At 64.6% G+C, this 14463-nt stretch carries 11 protein-coding genes and 1 pseudogene; all 12 read right to left on the reverse strand.

All coding sequences use genetic code 11. From position 1 onward, the window contains the following. Position 1: 1 nt before the first annotated feature. Entirely contained in the window at positions 2 to 673 is a 672-nt protein-coding gene (locus tag IPP28_16935; GenBank protein ID MBL0042684.1) for a prepilin-type N-terminal cleavage/methylation domain-containing protein, read from the reverse strand. Continuing rightward, positions 673 to 1086 (reverse strand): type II secretion system protein, encoded by a 414-nt coding sequence (locus IPP28_16940; GenBank protein ID MBL0042685.1) that lies wholly within the window; start codon positions 1084 to 1086, stop codon positions 673 to 675. The genes IPP28_16935 and IPP28_16940 overlap by 1 nt, the downstream gene beginning before the upstream one ends. Continuing rightward, the gene (locus IPP28_16945) at positions 1086 to 1529 is read right to left on the reverse strand and encodes a GspH/FimT family pseudopilin (GenBank protein ID MBL0042686.1); all 444 of its coding nucleotides are present in this window, start codon (positions 1527 to 1529) and stop codon (positions 1086 to 1088) included. Before IPP28_16945 ends, IPP28_16940 begins: the two co-directional genes overlap by 1 nt. 31 nt (positions 1530 to 1560) lie before the next feature. After that, on the reverse strand, positions 1561 to 1983 hold the full coding sequence (gene gspG / locus IPP28_16950; GenBank protein MBL0042687.1) for a type II secretion system major pseudopilin GspG: 423 nt from the start codon (positions 1981 to 1983) through the stop codon (positions 1561 to 1563). A gap of 4 nt (positions 1984 to 1987) precedes the next feature. Next, a complete protein-coding gene (locus IPP28_16955; protein ID MBL0042688.1) occupies positions 1988 to 3202 on the reverse strand; it encodes a type II secretion system F family protein in 1215 nt (404 codons plus the stop codon). Between the two features lie 39 nt (positions 3203 to 3241). Then, positions 3242 to 4990 carry a type II secretion system ATPase GspE gene (gene gspE, locus IPP28_16960; protein ID MBL0042689.1) on the reverse strand — a complete coding sequence of 583 codons (1749 nt, stop codon included), beginning with the start codon at positions 4988 to 4990 and terminating at the stop codon, positions 3242 to 3244. Next, positions 4987 to 5763, reverse strand: a complete 777-nt coding sequence (locus tag IPP28_16965; protein MBL0042690.1) for a hypothetical protein — start codon at positions 5761 to 5763, stop codon at positions 4987 to 4989. The genes gspE and IPP28_16965 overlap by 4 nt, the downstream gene beginning before the upstream one ends. A 4-nt stretch (positions 5764 to 5767) precedes the next feature. Next, positions 5768 to 9605 (reverse strand): annotated as a pseudogene (purL, locus tag IPP28_16970) (phosphoribosylformylglycinamidine synthase). A 130-nt stretch (positions 9606 to 9735) separates the two neighbouring features. Then, positions 9736 to 10458 carry a DsbC family protein gene (locus IPP28_16975; GenBank protein MBL0042691.1) on the reverse strand — a complete coding sequence of 241 codons (723 nt, stop codon included), beginning with the start codon at positions 10456 to 10458 and terminating at the stop codon, positions 9736 to 9738. 46 nt (positions 10459 to 10504) lie between these two features. Next, positions 10505 to 11347 carry an RHS repeat protein gene (locus tag IPP28_16980; protein MBL0042692.1) on the reverse strand — a complete coding sequence of 281 codons (843 nt, stop codon included), beginning with the start codon at positions 11345 to 11347 and terminating at the stop codon, positions 10505 to 10507. Beyond that, on the reverse strand, positions 11344 to 11586 hold the full coding sequence (locus tag IPP28_16985; GenBank protein MBL0042693.1) for a hypothetical protein: 243 nt from the start codon (positions 11584 to 11586) through the stop codon (positions 11344 to 11346). The genes IPP28_16980 and IPP28_16985 overlap by 4 nt, the downstream gene beginning before the upstream one ends. Further along, entirely contained in the window at positions 11577 to 13958 is a 2382-nt protein-coding gene (locus IPP28_16990; GenBank protein MBL0042694.1) for an RHS repeat protein, read from the reverse strand. Before IPP28_16990 ends, IPP28_16985 begins: the two co-directional genes overlap by 10 nt. Positions 13959 to 14463 lie beyond the last annotated feature (505 nt).

The raw sequence follows: 14463 nt of genomic DNA on the forward strand, positions 1-14463 counted from the left end.
GTCAGCCTCCGGGCTTCAACGAGTCGTAGAAGGGGTCGTAGAAGCCGGCGTTGGCCGAGTTCGCCAGCACCGGGACGACGATCTCGGGCCAGACGTAACCGCTGTCCGCGTCCATGTCGAACTTCATCCGCACCAGCACCGGTTGCGTGCCGGGTTCGTCCCATTCTTCTTCCCAGTCGCCGAGCTTGCCGGTCTCGTCCAGCCCGCGATACTCGAAGCGGGCGCTGCGGATGCCTTCGATCAGCACCACCGGATCGCGCTCGGCGTCACGGTGCTGGTCGGGGTCATAGCCGTTGAGCAATTCGTGCGCGAACACCAGTTCGCGGCCACCGCCGCGACCGGGACGCAATTCCAGCGTCTGCAGATAGGCACCGCCGCGACTCAGATAACCCGGCATCGGCGCGACGAAGCGCATGACATCGGCGTCACCCTCGAAGGTGCGGGTTTCGCCCGTGCTCTTGTCGACCGGATACGGCAGGGCCAGGGCGTTGCGGATCTGGCGACGGATGAATTCCTGCGCCACGCGCACCCGATTGGTACGGTCGATCAAGGCTTCGCCGCTGCGCGCGGCCTTGGTCGCCGTGGTGATGCCCGCCCAGGCGCCGGCGATCAGCATCCCGAGCAGCAGGATCGTCAGCAGCAACTCGATCAGTGTGAAGCCGCGCCTGCGCATCAACCACCGATCCCGGGCTGGACTGCCCGCACCGTCACGAATTTCGAGGAGCGTTCGGTCTGCCCATTGCCCCACCGCACCACCACTTCGATCCGGTACAACTCGAGCGGTGCAGCCCCCTCGAAGCGCGCGGCGTCAGCCGGCGGCTCCCAGTCGCTGACCTGCATGTCCCAACGGTATTTCCGGTCGAACTTGCCGCTGCTGGCACCGGGTTCGATCTTGGCATCGATCCCGGCCGCGTCCATCAGGCTCTGTGCCCACAGTGCTGCTTCGGTCTGCTCGGCGGCGCGACGGGCGTTGCGCATGCCGCTGGAGGCGACGTCCATCATCACCGCGAACCCGAGCGCGAACACCATGAATGCCGCGAGCATCTCGATCAAGGTGAAGCCCTGCTGGCGCACATCGCCACGCATCAGCGATCTTCCTCGATGCGCACTTCGCCGGTGAGCCAGGCGATTTCGATGCGCCATTCGCGACGATCGCGGGTCAGGGTGATGCGGCCGCCGCTGGAACTGCCGTCCGGAAAGAACCGGATCTGGCCCTTGCTGTCGCCGGTCTGCTCGGTGGCTGCAGTCAACAATTTCATTTGCAGCTCCTCGGGCAATTGCACCGGCGCCTTGTCGGGCACCCGGTAGGTACGTGCTTCGACATCGATTTCGAGCGATCGTTCCTCACCCTTCACGATCGCGAGGCCGCGCGTCTGGCGCAGTGCCGCGGTCAGGTCACGCACGGCCGCTCGTGTTTTCGCACCGCCGAGGTTGCCGCCAATCACGGCCGCCGCCACGCCCGCGATCAACGCGATCAGCGTCAGCACGGCCAGCATTTCAATGAGCGAGAAGCCGCGACGCCTGCGCATGATCATGATCCCGGTCATCCAGCGCCGAGACTCACTCCCAGTTGCCGATGTCCTGATCGTTGCCCTCGCCGCCCGGCTTCTTGTCGGCGCCCAGCGACATCAGATCGAACTCGCCGTGCTCGCCCGGCGCCTTGTAGATGAATTCTGTGTTCCAGCCGTCCTTCAGATCGGACTCCTTCACGTACGGTCCGTTCCAGTCTTCGGCATTGCCCGGCTTGTTGATCAGGTCCTGCAACTGCTGCGGCACTTCGCCGACGTCCAGCGCGTACATCTCGACCTTCGAACTGGTCGCCGCAAGCTTGGCCTTGGTCGCCTTGACCTTGCCGGTGCCGAGGCGATCGAGCACGTTCGGCGCGACCACGCCCATGATGATGCCGATCAGCACCAGCACCGCGATCATTTCCACCAGACTGAAGCCCTGGGCCCGGGCACCGCTGAAACTGCGCATCTTCATCTCGTCACTCCACCAAAGTACTCATCGTCAGGATCGGCTGGACGATGGCGAGCATGATCAAGCCGATCAGCACCGTCATCACCGCCGTCAACAAAGGGACCATCGCCGCGATCAATCGTTCCACGGTATTGCGGACATCGACATCGTAGGTGTCGGCCACTTTCATCAGCATGCCGTCCAGCTCGCCCGCCTCCTCGCCGACCGCGATCATCTGCAGCGCGAGCTTCGGGAAGCGCTTGGTCGAACCGAGCGCGAAGGCCAGGCCGGAGCCGGTCTTGACGTCCTGTGCCGCCACGTCGACCGCGGCCGCCAGCACGGTATTGCCCATCACGTTCTTCGCGATCGACAGCGCCGTCAGCAGCGGCACGCCGTTTTCGAGCAGGGTGCCGAGCGTGCGCGCAAGGCGCGCGGTCTCCACTTTCTGCAGCAGCTCGCCGATCTTGCCGAACCTGAGCAGACGGTTTTCCCAGACGGTGCGCGATTCCGGCATCGCCCACTGCTTCGACATCCACCAGATGAAGCCGACGATCGACGCCACCAGCAGCCACCAGAAACTCTCGAGAAATCCGGCCACGGCCAACACGATCTGGGTCAGCAGCGGCAGCTTGTCGCCCAGCTCCTCGAAGATCGGCTCGAAACTCGGCACCACGAAGACCATCAGCGTGATCACCGCGAAGATCACCATGCACACCAGGATCAACGGATAGATCAGCGCATTGATCACCGTGCCCTGCAGCTGACGGGATCGCTCCAGGTATTCGGCCATGCGCTTCAGGGTGTCGGTGAGCGAACCCGAAACTTCACCGGCACGCACCATGTTCACGTACAGGCGCGAGAACACGCCGTGTTGCTGTTCCAGCGCCGAAGACAGCGTGGTGCCACCGCGCACCGCCTCCTTGACGCGGTCTACCAGGCGCCGACCCTCTTCGCTGTCGGGCTGTTCGGACAGCATCTGCAGCGCGCGGTCGAGCGGCTGCCCGGCACCGAGCAGGGTCGCGAGTTGCTGGGTGAACATCACGATCTGGATCTGGTTCATCGCCGGACGGCGCAACAGCTGTTCGAGGCTGAAGCCGCCACCCGCCCCGGCCTCGACCGCTTCGATCGGCAGGTTGCCGCCGTCCTGCAGGCGCATCACCACTTCGTCGCGCGACGCCGCTTCCATCTGCCCGGCCAGGGTCTCGCCGGTCGGCGCCACGGCCTTGTACCGGTACAGGGCCATCAGCGCGCTCCGTCACGCGCGTCGGCGCGCGGCATCGGATCAGGCGTCCTGGCAGACACGCATCACTTCCTCGATCGTGGTCGTGCCGGACAAGGCCTTGATCAAGCCATCCTCGTACATCGTGCGCATGCCTTGCTCGCGCGCAGCCTGCTCGATCACGCCCATGTCGGCGTGCTTCATCACCAGACGACGCAGCGGATCGCTCATCACCAGGAACTCCATGATCGTGGTGCGGCCGAGATAACCGGTCGGTGTCAGGTTCGACGGCGTCGGCTTGAACAGACGGATCGGCCGGTCTTCGGTGTACTGCTCCAGCTTGAATTCCTGGACGACTTCCGGCATCGCCAGATAGGGCTGAGCATGTGTCGGTTCGACACGGCGCACCAGGCGCTGCGCGAGGATGCCGTTCACGGTCGACGACAACAGATAGTCCTCGACGCCCATGTCGAGCAGGCGGGTGATGCCGCCGGCGGCGTTGTTGGTGTGCAGGGTCGACAGCACCAGGTGTCCGGTCAGCGCCGACTGGATCGCGATCTTCGCGGTTTCCAGGTCGCGCATTTCACCGATCATGATGATGTCCGGATCCTGGCGCACGATCGAACGCAGCGCGTGCGCGAAGTCGAGGCCGATCTGCGGTTTGGCCTGGATCTGGTTGATGCCCTCGATCTGGTATTCGACCGGATCCTCGACGGTGATGATCTTCACGTCCGGCGTATTGATCTTGCTCAGCGCGGTGTACAGCGTCGTGGTCTTGCCGGAACCGGTCGGGCCGGTGACCAGCATGATGCCGTGCGGCAGGTTCAGCACGTCGAGGAAGCGCGGCAGGAACTGGTCGGTGAAGCCGAGCTTGTGGAAGTCGAGCACCACCGATTCGCGATCGAGGATGCGCATGACCACCGACTCGCCATAGCTGGTCGGCATCGTGCTGACGCGCAGGTCGAGCTCCTTGCCCTGCACGCGCAACATGATGCGGCCGTCCTGCGGCAGGCGGCGCTCGGCGATATTGAGCTTGGCCATGATCTTGACGCGCGAGATCACGGCGGCGGTCGAACTGGCCGGCGGCGACTCGACTTCTTCGAGCACGCCGTCGATGCGGTAGCGCACCTTGAGCCGGTTCTCGAACGGTTCGATGTGGATGTCGGACGCGCGCGCCTCGACGGCACGCTGGATCACCAGGTTGACGAGACGGATGACCGGCGCTTCCGACGCGAGATCGCGCAGGTGCTCGACATCGTCTTCGGAGCGGGTCGCGTCATCGGACAGGTTCTCGACGATCGTGCCCATCGCCGAACGGCCGGAACCGTAGTAGCGCTCGATCAGATCGTCGATTTCCGAACGCAGGCCGACACGCACCTGCACGTCCTTGCCAGTGGCGAGCTGCATCGCCTCGGCCGGATACGGGTCTTGCGGCTCGGCCACAAGCAGGCTGACCTGGGTCTCGTCCTCGCCGATCGGCACGACGTGGTACTGCTTCAGGAAGCGCGTCGAGACCTGCACGTTCGGCGGCGGTGCATCCGGGCATTCCTTGGCCGAGAGCAGCGGCAGCTTCATCACCTCGGCCAGGGCCTCGGCAGCATCGCGCTCGGAGACCAGACCGAGCCGGGTCATCAGCGAGATGAAATCGCCTTCCGGATTCTCCTCGTGCAGTCGGCGGGCGCGACCGAGATCGGCCTCCTTGAGACGACCGCGGGCGATCATCTGCGCACTGATGCGCTCGTCGAAGCTCGGTTCGGCGCGGACGGGCGCTTCCGGCGCTGCGGTATCGGTATCGGTGTCGATCTCGGTCATGGCGAACCCGGGGGTGGAGACTGCGTTGGACCATTCTGACCGGGCGCGGGTTCCGGCTCGGCCAGCGCACTGCCTTGCAGCGCCCGCAGGAACGTACCATTCAAGGCGATCCAAAGCGCGACCGGCGCAAGAACGGGCACGATCAGCGTGCCGAACTGCGACCAGATCGCGATCAGTTCGAGATTCATCCAGTGGCTGGAGAGGATGGCGACGACGTCGTTGTTCGCGGCCAGTGCGACCTGCTGCGCGACCGCGGGTGCAACCCCGGCATCGACCAGGCCGGTGGACGCCGCCGAGGTCATCTCGAAGCCCGCGACCTTGAGCGCATTGCCGACCAGCGCGAATACCTGGGTGATCGGCAACACCACCAGACCGACCAGGATCTTTGGCCAGTAGCGGTCGCTCCACAAGGCCGTCGCGGCGGTCAGGCCGACATAGATCGGCAATCCGTAGCAAAACTTCAAGGCGTCGAAGCTGATGTCGACGATGAACTGCGAATCCGGCAGTCCGCCGATCGCATGTGTCGCCGCATACAGCGACAACTTCACCTGCTGATAAGACTGCGTCGCCGCCTGGAACAACTCGGGCATCCACGCAGTCAGTACCCAGTGCGCGGCGCGGATCACCGGGAACACGATCATCGTGCGCAACGCAAACCAGACCGCGAAGGAGAACGCGAGCCACATCACCGCCACGGCGAAGAACGTGCCGAGCCGAATCGAACGCGCGGCGTCTTCGGTCGACACTTGCTCGATGGAATCCTGCTCGCTCATCACGTCAACCCAACCACACGCGCGCATTGCGGAACATGCGCAACCAGGGACTTGCCTCACCGAACGAGCGCGGCGCCCAGCTCATTTGCGCCGAGCGATGCACGCGCTCCGGATGCGGCATCAGGATCGTGACACGACCGTCGGGAATGGTGAATGCCGTGGCCCCGCCCGGCGAGCCGTTCGGATTGGCCCGGATAGCGCTCGGTGGCAAGCCCGTCGGCATCGACGAAGCGCATCGCGGCGAGTGCCTGCGTCGCATGCTCGGGCGCGTCGAACTCCGCGCGGCCCTCGCCATGCGCCACGGCGATCGGTGCCCGCGTACCCGCCATCCCGGCGAACAGGATGGACGGCGAATCGAGCACTTCGACGGCGCTGGCGCGGCCTTCGAATTGTTCCGACCGATTGCGCCGGAAGCGCGGCCAATGTACGGCGCCCGGCACCAAGTGCTTGATCGACGCGAACATCTGGCAGCCGTTGCAGACGCCGAGCGCGAACTTGCCGGTGTCGGCGAAGAAGGCACCGAACTGAGCGGCGAGATCGCCGTGATAGAGGATCGACGACGCCCAGCCGCGCCCGGCGCCGAGCACGTCGCCATAGCTGAAACCGCCGCAGGCAGCGAGACCGTGATAGTTCGCGAGGCGGTCGCGGCCTTCGATCAGGTCGGTCATGTGCACGTCGTAGCAGTCGAAGCCGGCGCGCGTGAACGCGGCCGCCATTTCGACTTCCGAGTTCACACCCTGCTCGCGCAGGATGGCGACCTTGGGGCGGGCGCCGGTGGCGATATACGGTGCCGCGACATCGTCTTCAGGGTCGAACGGCAGCACCGCCGACAGGGCATGCGCACCGCCGATCACCGATGCCCGTTCCTCGTCGGCGCAACGCGGATCATCGCGACGCACTTGCATGGCGTGACTGACCGAGTGCCAGATCGCGAGCAGGTCGGCAAGCGCGTGCTCGGACAGGACGTCGCCGCCGCGCGAGACGCGGATGCGCGGCGTCGCGCAAGGCGTGGCGAGCGGACGCGCGAGGGACGCGAGACCATGCTTCGCCAACAGGGTTTCGAACGCGCCGCGGTCTGCATCGGCCACTTGCACCAGCACGCCGAGTTCTTCGTTGAACAATTCGGACAAGGCATCGCGGTGCACAGCGATGTCGAGACCGCACCGGCTCGCGAACGCCATCTCGCACAGCGCCGCGAAGGCGCCGCCGTCGGAACGGTCGTGCCAGGCGCGCAACACTGGGCGCAGATCGGCGAGCGCGTCGAAGAAGCCGCGGAACCGAGCAGCATCATCGAGATCGGGGGCGACGTCTCCGAGCTGGTTGAAACACTGTGCGAGGATCGACCCACCCAGTCGCGTCTGGCCGGCGCCGAGATCGAGCAACCAGATGGTGCTGGCGCCGAGATCGGTGCGCAGCTCGGGCGTCAACGCGGCGCGGACATCCCCGACGCGTGCGAACGCGGACACGATCAGGGAGACCGGCGCGACCACGCGCTGCTCGCGTTCGCCGTCATGGAAGCTCGCCTGCATCGACAGCGAATCCTTGCCGACCGGGATCGACAGCGACAGCGCCGGACAGAGCGCCATGCCCACCGCTTTCACGGCCTCGAACAGCGCCGCGTCTTCGCCCGGATGACCGACTGCCGCCATCCAGTTCGCCGACAACTTGATCTCGTCGAGTGCCGCGACCGGCGCCGACAGGAGGTTCGTCAAGGCCTCGCCGACAGCCATGCGCGCGGAAGCGGCGGCATCGATCAGCGCCAATGGCGTGCGTTCACCCACCGCCATTGCCTCGCCGGCGTGACCGGCAAAATCGAGCAGGGTCAGCGCGGCATCGGCGACCGGCACCTGATACGGCCCGACCATCGGATCACGCGCGCACAGTCCGCCGACCGAACGGTCGCCGATGGTCACAAGGAAACTCTTGCCGGCCACCGACGGGTGCGCGAGCACACGCGGGATCGCTTCTTCCAGCGTCACGCCGGAGAGGTCGAGCGGTTTCAACTTCGGCGCGACATGGCGCGTATCGCGGTGCATTTTCGGCGCCTTGCCGAACAACACGTCGAGCGGCAGATCGACCGGCGTAGCACCAAGCAGCGGATCGGCGACGGTCAGATGACGCGCCGCGGTGGCGTGACCGACGACCGCATGGATGCAGCGTTCGCGCCGGCAGATCGCCTCGAATTCGGCGAGGCGTTCGGGCCGCACGCCGAGCACGTAGCGTTCCTGCGCCTCGTTGCACCAGATCTGCATCGGACTGAGGCCGGGTTCGTCGTTCGGAATCTTGCGCAGGTCGATGCGGCCGCCGACTTCCGAGTCGTTCAGCAGTTCCGGAATCGCATTCGACAAGCCGCCGGCACCGACGTCGTGAATGCTGACGATCGGGTTGTCGGCGCCCATCGACCAGCAGCGATCGATGACCTCCTGGCAACGCCGCTCCATCTCCGGGTTGTCGCGTTGTACCGAGGCGAAATCGAGCGCTTCGCTGGACGTGCCCGATGCCACCGACGACGCCGCGCCGCCACCGAGGCCGATCAGCATCGCCGGGCCGCCGAGCACGATGACCGCGTCGCCGTCCTGCAGGCGCAGCTTTTCGACATGTTCGGCCTTGATGCTGGCGAGGCCGCCGGCGAGCATGATCGGCTTGTCGTAGCCGCGCGTCAGCGTGGCGTGTTCGGGATGCTCGAAACTGCGGAAGTAGCCGAGCAGGGCCGGGCGTCCGAATTCGTTGTTGAACGCGGCGCCACCGAGTGGACCGTCGCGCATGATCTCGAAGGCACTGGCCATCCGCGGCGGCGTGGCCCGCGCCTGCTCCCACGGGGCCGGTGCGCCGGGAATGCGCAGATGCGACACGGTAAAGCCGGTCAGGCCGGCTTTCGGCTTCGCGCCGCGGCCGGTCGCACCCTCGTCGCGGATCTCGCCGCCGGCGCCGGTACTCGCGCCCGGGAATGGCGAGATGGCGGTCGGGTGGTTGTGGGTTTCGCACTTGATCGCGAACGCCGTGTCTTCGCCGAGCGCGCGCCAGCGCCGCGTCGCCGGGTCGGCCTGCATGCGTTCGGCCATTCCGTTGGCGATGACCGCGGCATTGTCGTGATACGCCGACAGCGTGTGCGCCGGTGTCGTGGAATGGGTGTGCTTGATCATCTGGAACAGCGACTTCGGCTGCGCCTCGCCGTCGATGCGCCAAGTCGCGTTGAACACCTTGTGGCGGCAATGCTCGGAATTCGCCTGCGCGAACATCATCAGTTCGGCATCGCTCGGATCGCGGCCGAGACGGCCATAGGCGTCGGCCAGATAGTCGATCTCGTCGCCGCTGAGCGCCAGCCCGAGTTCGGCATTCGCCGCCATCAGCGCGGAACGCGCATCACCCGCCAGCGCCACACGCGCCAGTGGCCGTGCCGATTCATGCCGGAACAGCGCGGCGACGCCCTCGGCACTGCGAAACAGCGACTGCGTCATCGGATCATGCAGGGTCTTCAGCACGCGCGCCCGGGCCGCATCGTCCAGCGCCGACAAGCCCTCGACGCGATAACGCATGCCGCGCTCGGCCCGATCCAGCGTCAGGCCGGCGCCTCGCAGGATGTCGGTGGCCTTGCTCGCCCACGGTGAAATGGTCCCGAGCCGCGGCAGGACGAGCACGTCGTCGGCCGTCAGCGCGGCCGCCACACCGACCGCATCGAGCAGCGTCGCAAGGCGCGCATCCGCAGCGGCATCGATCCCGTCCAGTGCATAGACGACCCGGGCCGCGGTCACGCACACCGGGCCGCCGCTGCCGCCGAGACGCTCGTTCAAGCGGTCACGGCGGAACGCGGACAGGATTTCGCGGCCGTCGAGCAGCATCATCGCGGGAACACCTGAAAAAATGGGCGGCAAGGATAGCCGATCACCCGGAACCGCCGTCAGGCGCGGGTCTGCAGAAAAAATGACGCCGCCCGGGGGCGGCGTCGGCAGGCCTGTGGTCCAGGTCGGCTGTTTACTTGGTGGCGTCGATCGCGACCAGACGCTCCAGCATCTGGGCCGGCGGCACGTAGCCGCCGATCTGCGAACCGTCGCCGGCCACGATCATCGGGGTACCGTTCACGCCGAGCTTCTGGCCGAGCGCAAAATCGTCCGCCACCGGGTTGTCGCAGGTCTTCTTTTCCTGCTCCATGCCGGCCTTGGCGTCGGTGAACGCCTTCTGCTTGTCGGCCGAGCACCACACCGTGACGGCCTTGTCGAACGAGGGCGTGTTCAGACCGGAGCGCGGGAAGAACAGGTAATCGATGGTGATGCCGAGGTTGTTGTACTCGGCGATCTGCTGATGCAGCTTGCGGCAGTAGCCGCAGTCGATGTCGGTGAAAATGGTGACGCGATGCTTTTCGCTCTTCGCCGGGAACGAAATCATGCGGTCCCTCGGCACGCCGGCCAGCGCCGCCTTGCGCATGATCGACTTCTTTTCCTCGGTCAGGTCGCGCTTGTTGGCGATGTCGTAGACCATGCCCTGGACGAGGTACTTGCCGTCGGCGCTGACGTACAGCACCTGGCCGGACAAGGTCACTTCGTAGAAGCCGGTGAGCTTGGACTCGCCGATCGAATCGATCTGCGCGCTCGGCACCAGCGCCTTGATGGCTTCGCGGACCTTGGCTTCGCTGGCGGCGTCGGCCTGGACCGTGGCGCTGGCGGCGATCGCCAACGAAAAGATGACACGCTTGAGCATCGGGGAATTCCTTGTAGGTGGGACGCCGTCTGCTGCGGCACCGACCCTAGACCGGCACCGGCGCGGAAAGTTCACGGCGGAACCGGCATTGTTGCAGAGGCAGGAGGGCTCGGCCAAGCCAAGGCTGTCGCACCGCCTGCGCCCCACAGCTGGCGCGGCCGGCCACGCCCGAGAAGCTCACGCCGACCGGCGCCTTGCCGCCGGTGATCTGGCCGTTGCCGTCGTACGTGTACGTCCAGACGTGGCCAAACACGTCCTGCACCGAACTCAGGTTCGTGCCCGTCCAGGTGTAGCTCACCGAGCGACCGGCACGATCCGTGATCGTTGTCGGCTGGCCGTTCGTGTAGGTGAACGCCAGCACCAGCGCGTCGCGGTCGTCGCGCACTGCGCTGATCAATCCGTCCCCATTGCGCACGAAGCGCACCGACACGTCGTGGCGATCGCCATACGCGACGATCTTCCCGTCCGCGTCGTAGTCCACCCAGTCGCCGCCGGTGTTGCTCCAGCGCCAGCCGCTCACCGGCTCGCCGTTCACTTCCTGCGTCGTCTTGCGCATGAAGAAGCGATCGTCGAACACGAACAAGTCGCCCGAGCCTTCGAACACCGAACCGGCACGGTCGATCGTCTTCACCGACCCGTCCAAAGCGTCATACGTGAACTGCAAATCCGCCCACGCCGGGTTCACGTACCAGCGGCCGTTCAACCACGAGCGCTCCACCGATACCGCACCGCCCAGCACCTTCACGCTCAGATCCGTGTGCGACTCCTTGTACTCGCCATTGGGACCAGTCACTTGGCCCGCTTGGGCGAGGGTGGCGAAGAGCAGTAGCAGAAGTGTGAGGAGGCGAATAGCCATGTGAATCAGCGAGGAGCGGCGCTCAATCGTCAATCTTGCTCGTCTTCAGCCTTCCGAGAAAGTTTATCGACAGAATCCAATAAATTGATCCCGAGGCCATCAATAAACTGAGAGTCAATTGTGTTCATTATTTTTGATATTGCTCTAATTGCTTTTATATTTCCACCATTAATTCTAATTTGGCATGCCGCTCCGTTCAATTCAAACATGAATTTGTTCGCCGCATCGGACAATTTTTTGACCAATTCAAAATCAAGATTTTCTATCGACATCCCGCCTTCTCCATGCATTCTGCCCAGCAAACACGATAAGGAACGCCCTGATCAAATTTGTCTGTTCCTAATAAATGTTCGCACTTTTCAAAGCACCTATCGTCCTCTTCTTCGCAGTCAACAGACATCGCATCTGAACATGCATCCGCAATCGACTCCATCATCGCCTGACAAGCGCCAGTCGCGTAGCACAGCACTGCTGCCGCAGTTGTAACCACGATCGCACCGACACATGAAACCTGCCCAACGATTGGCACGAAACATGTAATAACGATTGCTCCCGCGGCATTTCCGTCTTGATCGATGAGAATCACCGGCGCACCATTGGAGTACCAATATGAATTGACCCCACCTTTCAACCCAATCGGATCACTCTCCCTGTATCGCCCAAGTCCGGGCTCGTAGTCGCGATGGAAGTTGTAATAGTTCTCGGTCTCGTCATCCTCCATCTGCCCCGCGAAGCGCAGCGGTAGCGATTCGCCGTTGAGTTCGGTCTGCCCGAACGCATTGGCGCGCAGGTCAGTGGTTTCGGTGCCCGCCTTGCTGATCAGTCCATGCGGGGTACCAAGGTGGTCGGTTTCGGGGTAGCGCCAGCCGGGCGTGTCGCCGGTTTGCTGGATCGCGACCGGTTCGGTCGACCACAGGCCTTGCGGGGCGAACAGGTAGAGCTGGCTCAGCGTTGGGGTGATGCTGGCTTCGCTGTTCGGATGGTTGCCGTTGTGGGTGTACTCGGCCGCATAACCTTCATCGGTGTAGTACAGGTACGTCGTCTTCGGACTGGCGCCGTCGTTGCCGGGTTGGTTCGGCGCGACCGTCTTCCACAGGCGTCGTCCGAACGGGTCGTAATAGTACGTGGCGATGGTCGTGCCGCTTTGGTCCTTGACCTCAGCCAGGCGTTCTTCCGTGTTGTAGACGTAGCGCTGCTCGATCTGTTCGTTCGGCGCCTGCTTCTCGACCGTGCTGCCGTTCTCGTTGTAGGCGTACAGATTCAGGCCCGAGTTCAGCAGCTCGTTGTTGGCGTTGTACTGCCACGGCGCCGTCGTCGTCTGCGCCTGGTCGGTCAGGCGATTGCCGAGCAGGTCGTAGCTGAACTGGTCGTCCTTGAACGGGAACGTGTTCGGTTCGAAGCTGTCGTTGATCTGGTCGTTGTTCTGGCCGTTCGGATAGTCGGCGCGGATCAGGCGATCGAGCGCGTCGTAGCCGTAGTGGTACGGCCCATGCTCGGTGGTCTTCTGGGTGATGTTGCCGACCGCGTCGTAGTCGTAGCCATAGGCCATCAGGGTCGCGTTCTGTGCGTTCTTCACCGTGATGCTCTGGGTGCGCATCAAGGCATCGAAGGTCTGCGTGCGCACGATGTTGCCCGGATAGGTGATCGTCTGCGGGCGGCTCCACTGGAAGTTGCTGTAGGCGATCGTGCCCTCGTCCGGGATCGTGATCGCGGCGAGCTGGCCGTGGTCGGTGTAGTCGTAGCCGAACGGGGTGCCGTCCGGCGCGGTGTAGCTCGCCTTCTGGCCGTTGGCCTTGTAGGTGTAGCTGTGGCCGAGATTGAACGGGCCGTAGTCGACGGTTTCCGTGGTCTTGCGTCCGAGTTCGTCGTAGCCGTAGCTCGCGCTCGTGGTCTGATCGTTGTAGCCGCTCAGCAGGCCACGGTCGTCGTAGCTGAACGTCACCGTCTTGTGCGCGACCTCGCTGTTGGCTTCGAAGTATTCGACCTGGCTGCGCTGGTTCGCGTCGTCATAGGTCGTGACCGAGCGCTGGTTGCGCGCATCGATCTTCTCGACCAGATTGCCGTTCGCGTCGTAGCGGTACCGGTACGTCTGACCCATCGGCCGCGCTTCCGTGAGGACGCGGTTGCGGCGGTCGTAGGTGAACCGGTGCGTGTTCTGGTTCGCATCAGTCAGGCTCAGCAGGTTGTCGCGCAGGTCGTAGCCGTAACCGGTCTTGCCGCCCAGCGCATCGGTGGTCTCGATCAGGCGGTTGAGGCGGTCGTAGCGATACAGCGTGCTGCGGCCGAGCGCGTCGGTGCTGCTGATCGTGTTGCCGTTCGCATCGAACCCGCTCGCCGTGGTCTCGCGGCGGCTCTCGCTCAAGACGCGGATCGTCTGCGTGCGCCGGCCGCGCGGGTCGTATTTGTATTCCTCGCGATAGGTCGGGTACTGCATCGCCGCGACCAGGCCGGTCAGCGCGTTCTCGGCGGTGCCGTACACGGTCTCGGTGACGTTGTTCGCGCCGTCGATCACCTTCCACAGGCGGCCGCGGGCGTCGTACTGCATCGTCGTCTTCTGTCCGCTCGGATCGGTGCGCTCGGTGATCAGGCCGTCCGGGGTGTACACCGTCGTGCTCTCGCCCTGCTTCGCATCGGTGGTCTTCACCAGACGATTCGCCGGCATCGTTGTAGCTGTTCGTCCAGACCTTCTCCCGGCCATCGGTCGTGGTCTCGACCTGGCCGGTGACGTGGTGCGTGTAGCGCGTGGTGATCTGCTCGGCATCGGTGATCGTCGCGACGTTGCCGTGGTCGTCGTAGCTGTAGGTGGTGGTTGCGTCTTCTGCCTCGGCCGCGCCCTTGATCGTCATCGACGTCATCTGGCCGAGGTCGTTCCAGACGTAGGTCGTGGTGCGTTGTTCGGGTTCGCCGACCGCCTCGATCTTCTCGATCAGGTCGCCGTGGTCGGTGTAGCGATACGTCGTCTTCGTGCCGCGCGCATCGACGTGTTCGGTCGGGAACGCGAAGCGCGGGTGGTACACCCACGACTCCGACGTGCCGTCTGGATAGCTGATCTTGGTGACGTTGCGCGTGCTGTCCAGTTCGCGGCGGGTGATCTGGCCGCGTTCGTCCTTGCTGTACTCGACGCGGTCGCCGTCCTTGGTGCGGTCGTA

It is taken from the genome of Lysobacterales bacterium (genome assembly GCA_016721845.1).
Classification (GTDB): domain Bacteria; phylum Pseudomonadota; class Gammaproteobacteria; order Xanthomonadales; family Ahniellaceae; genus JADKHK01.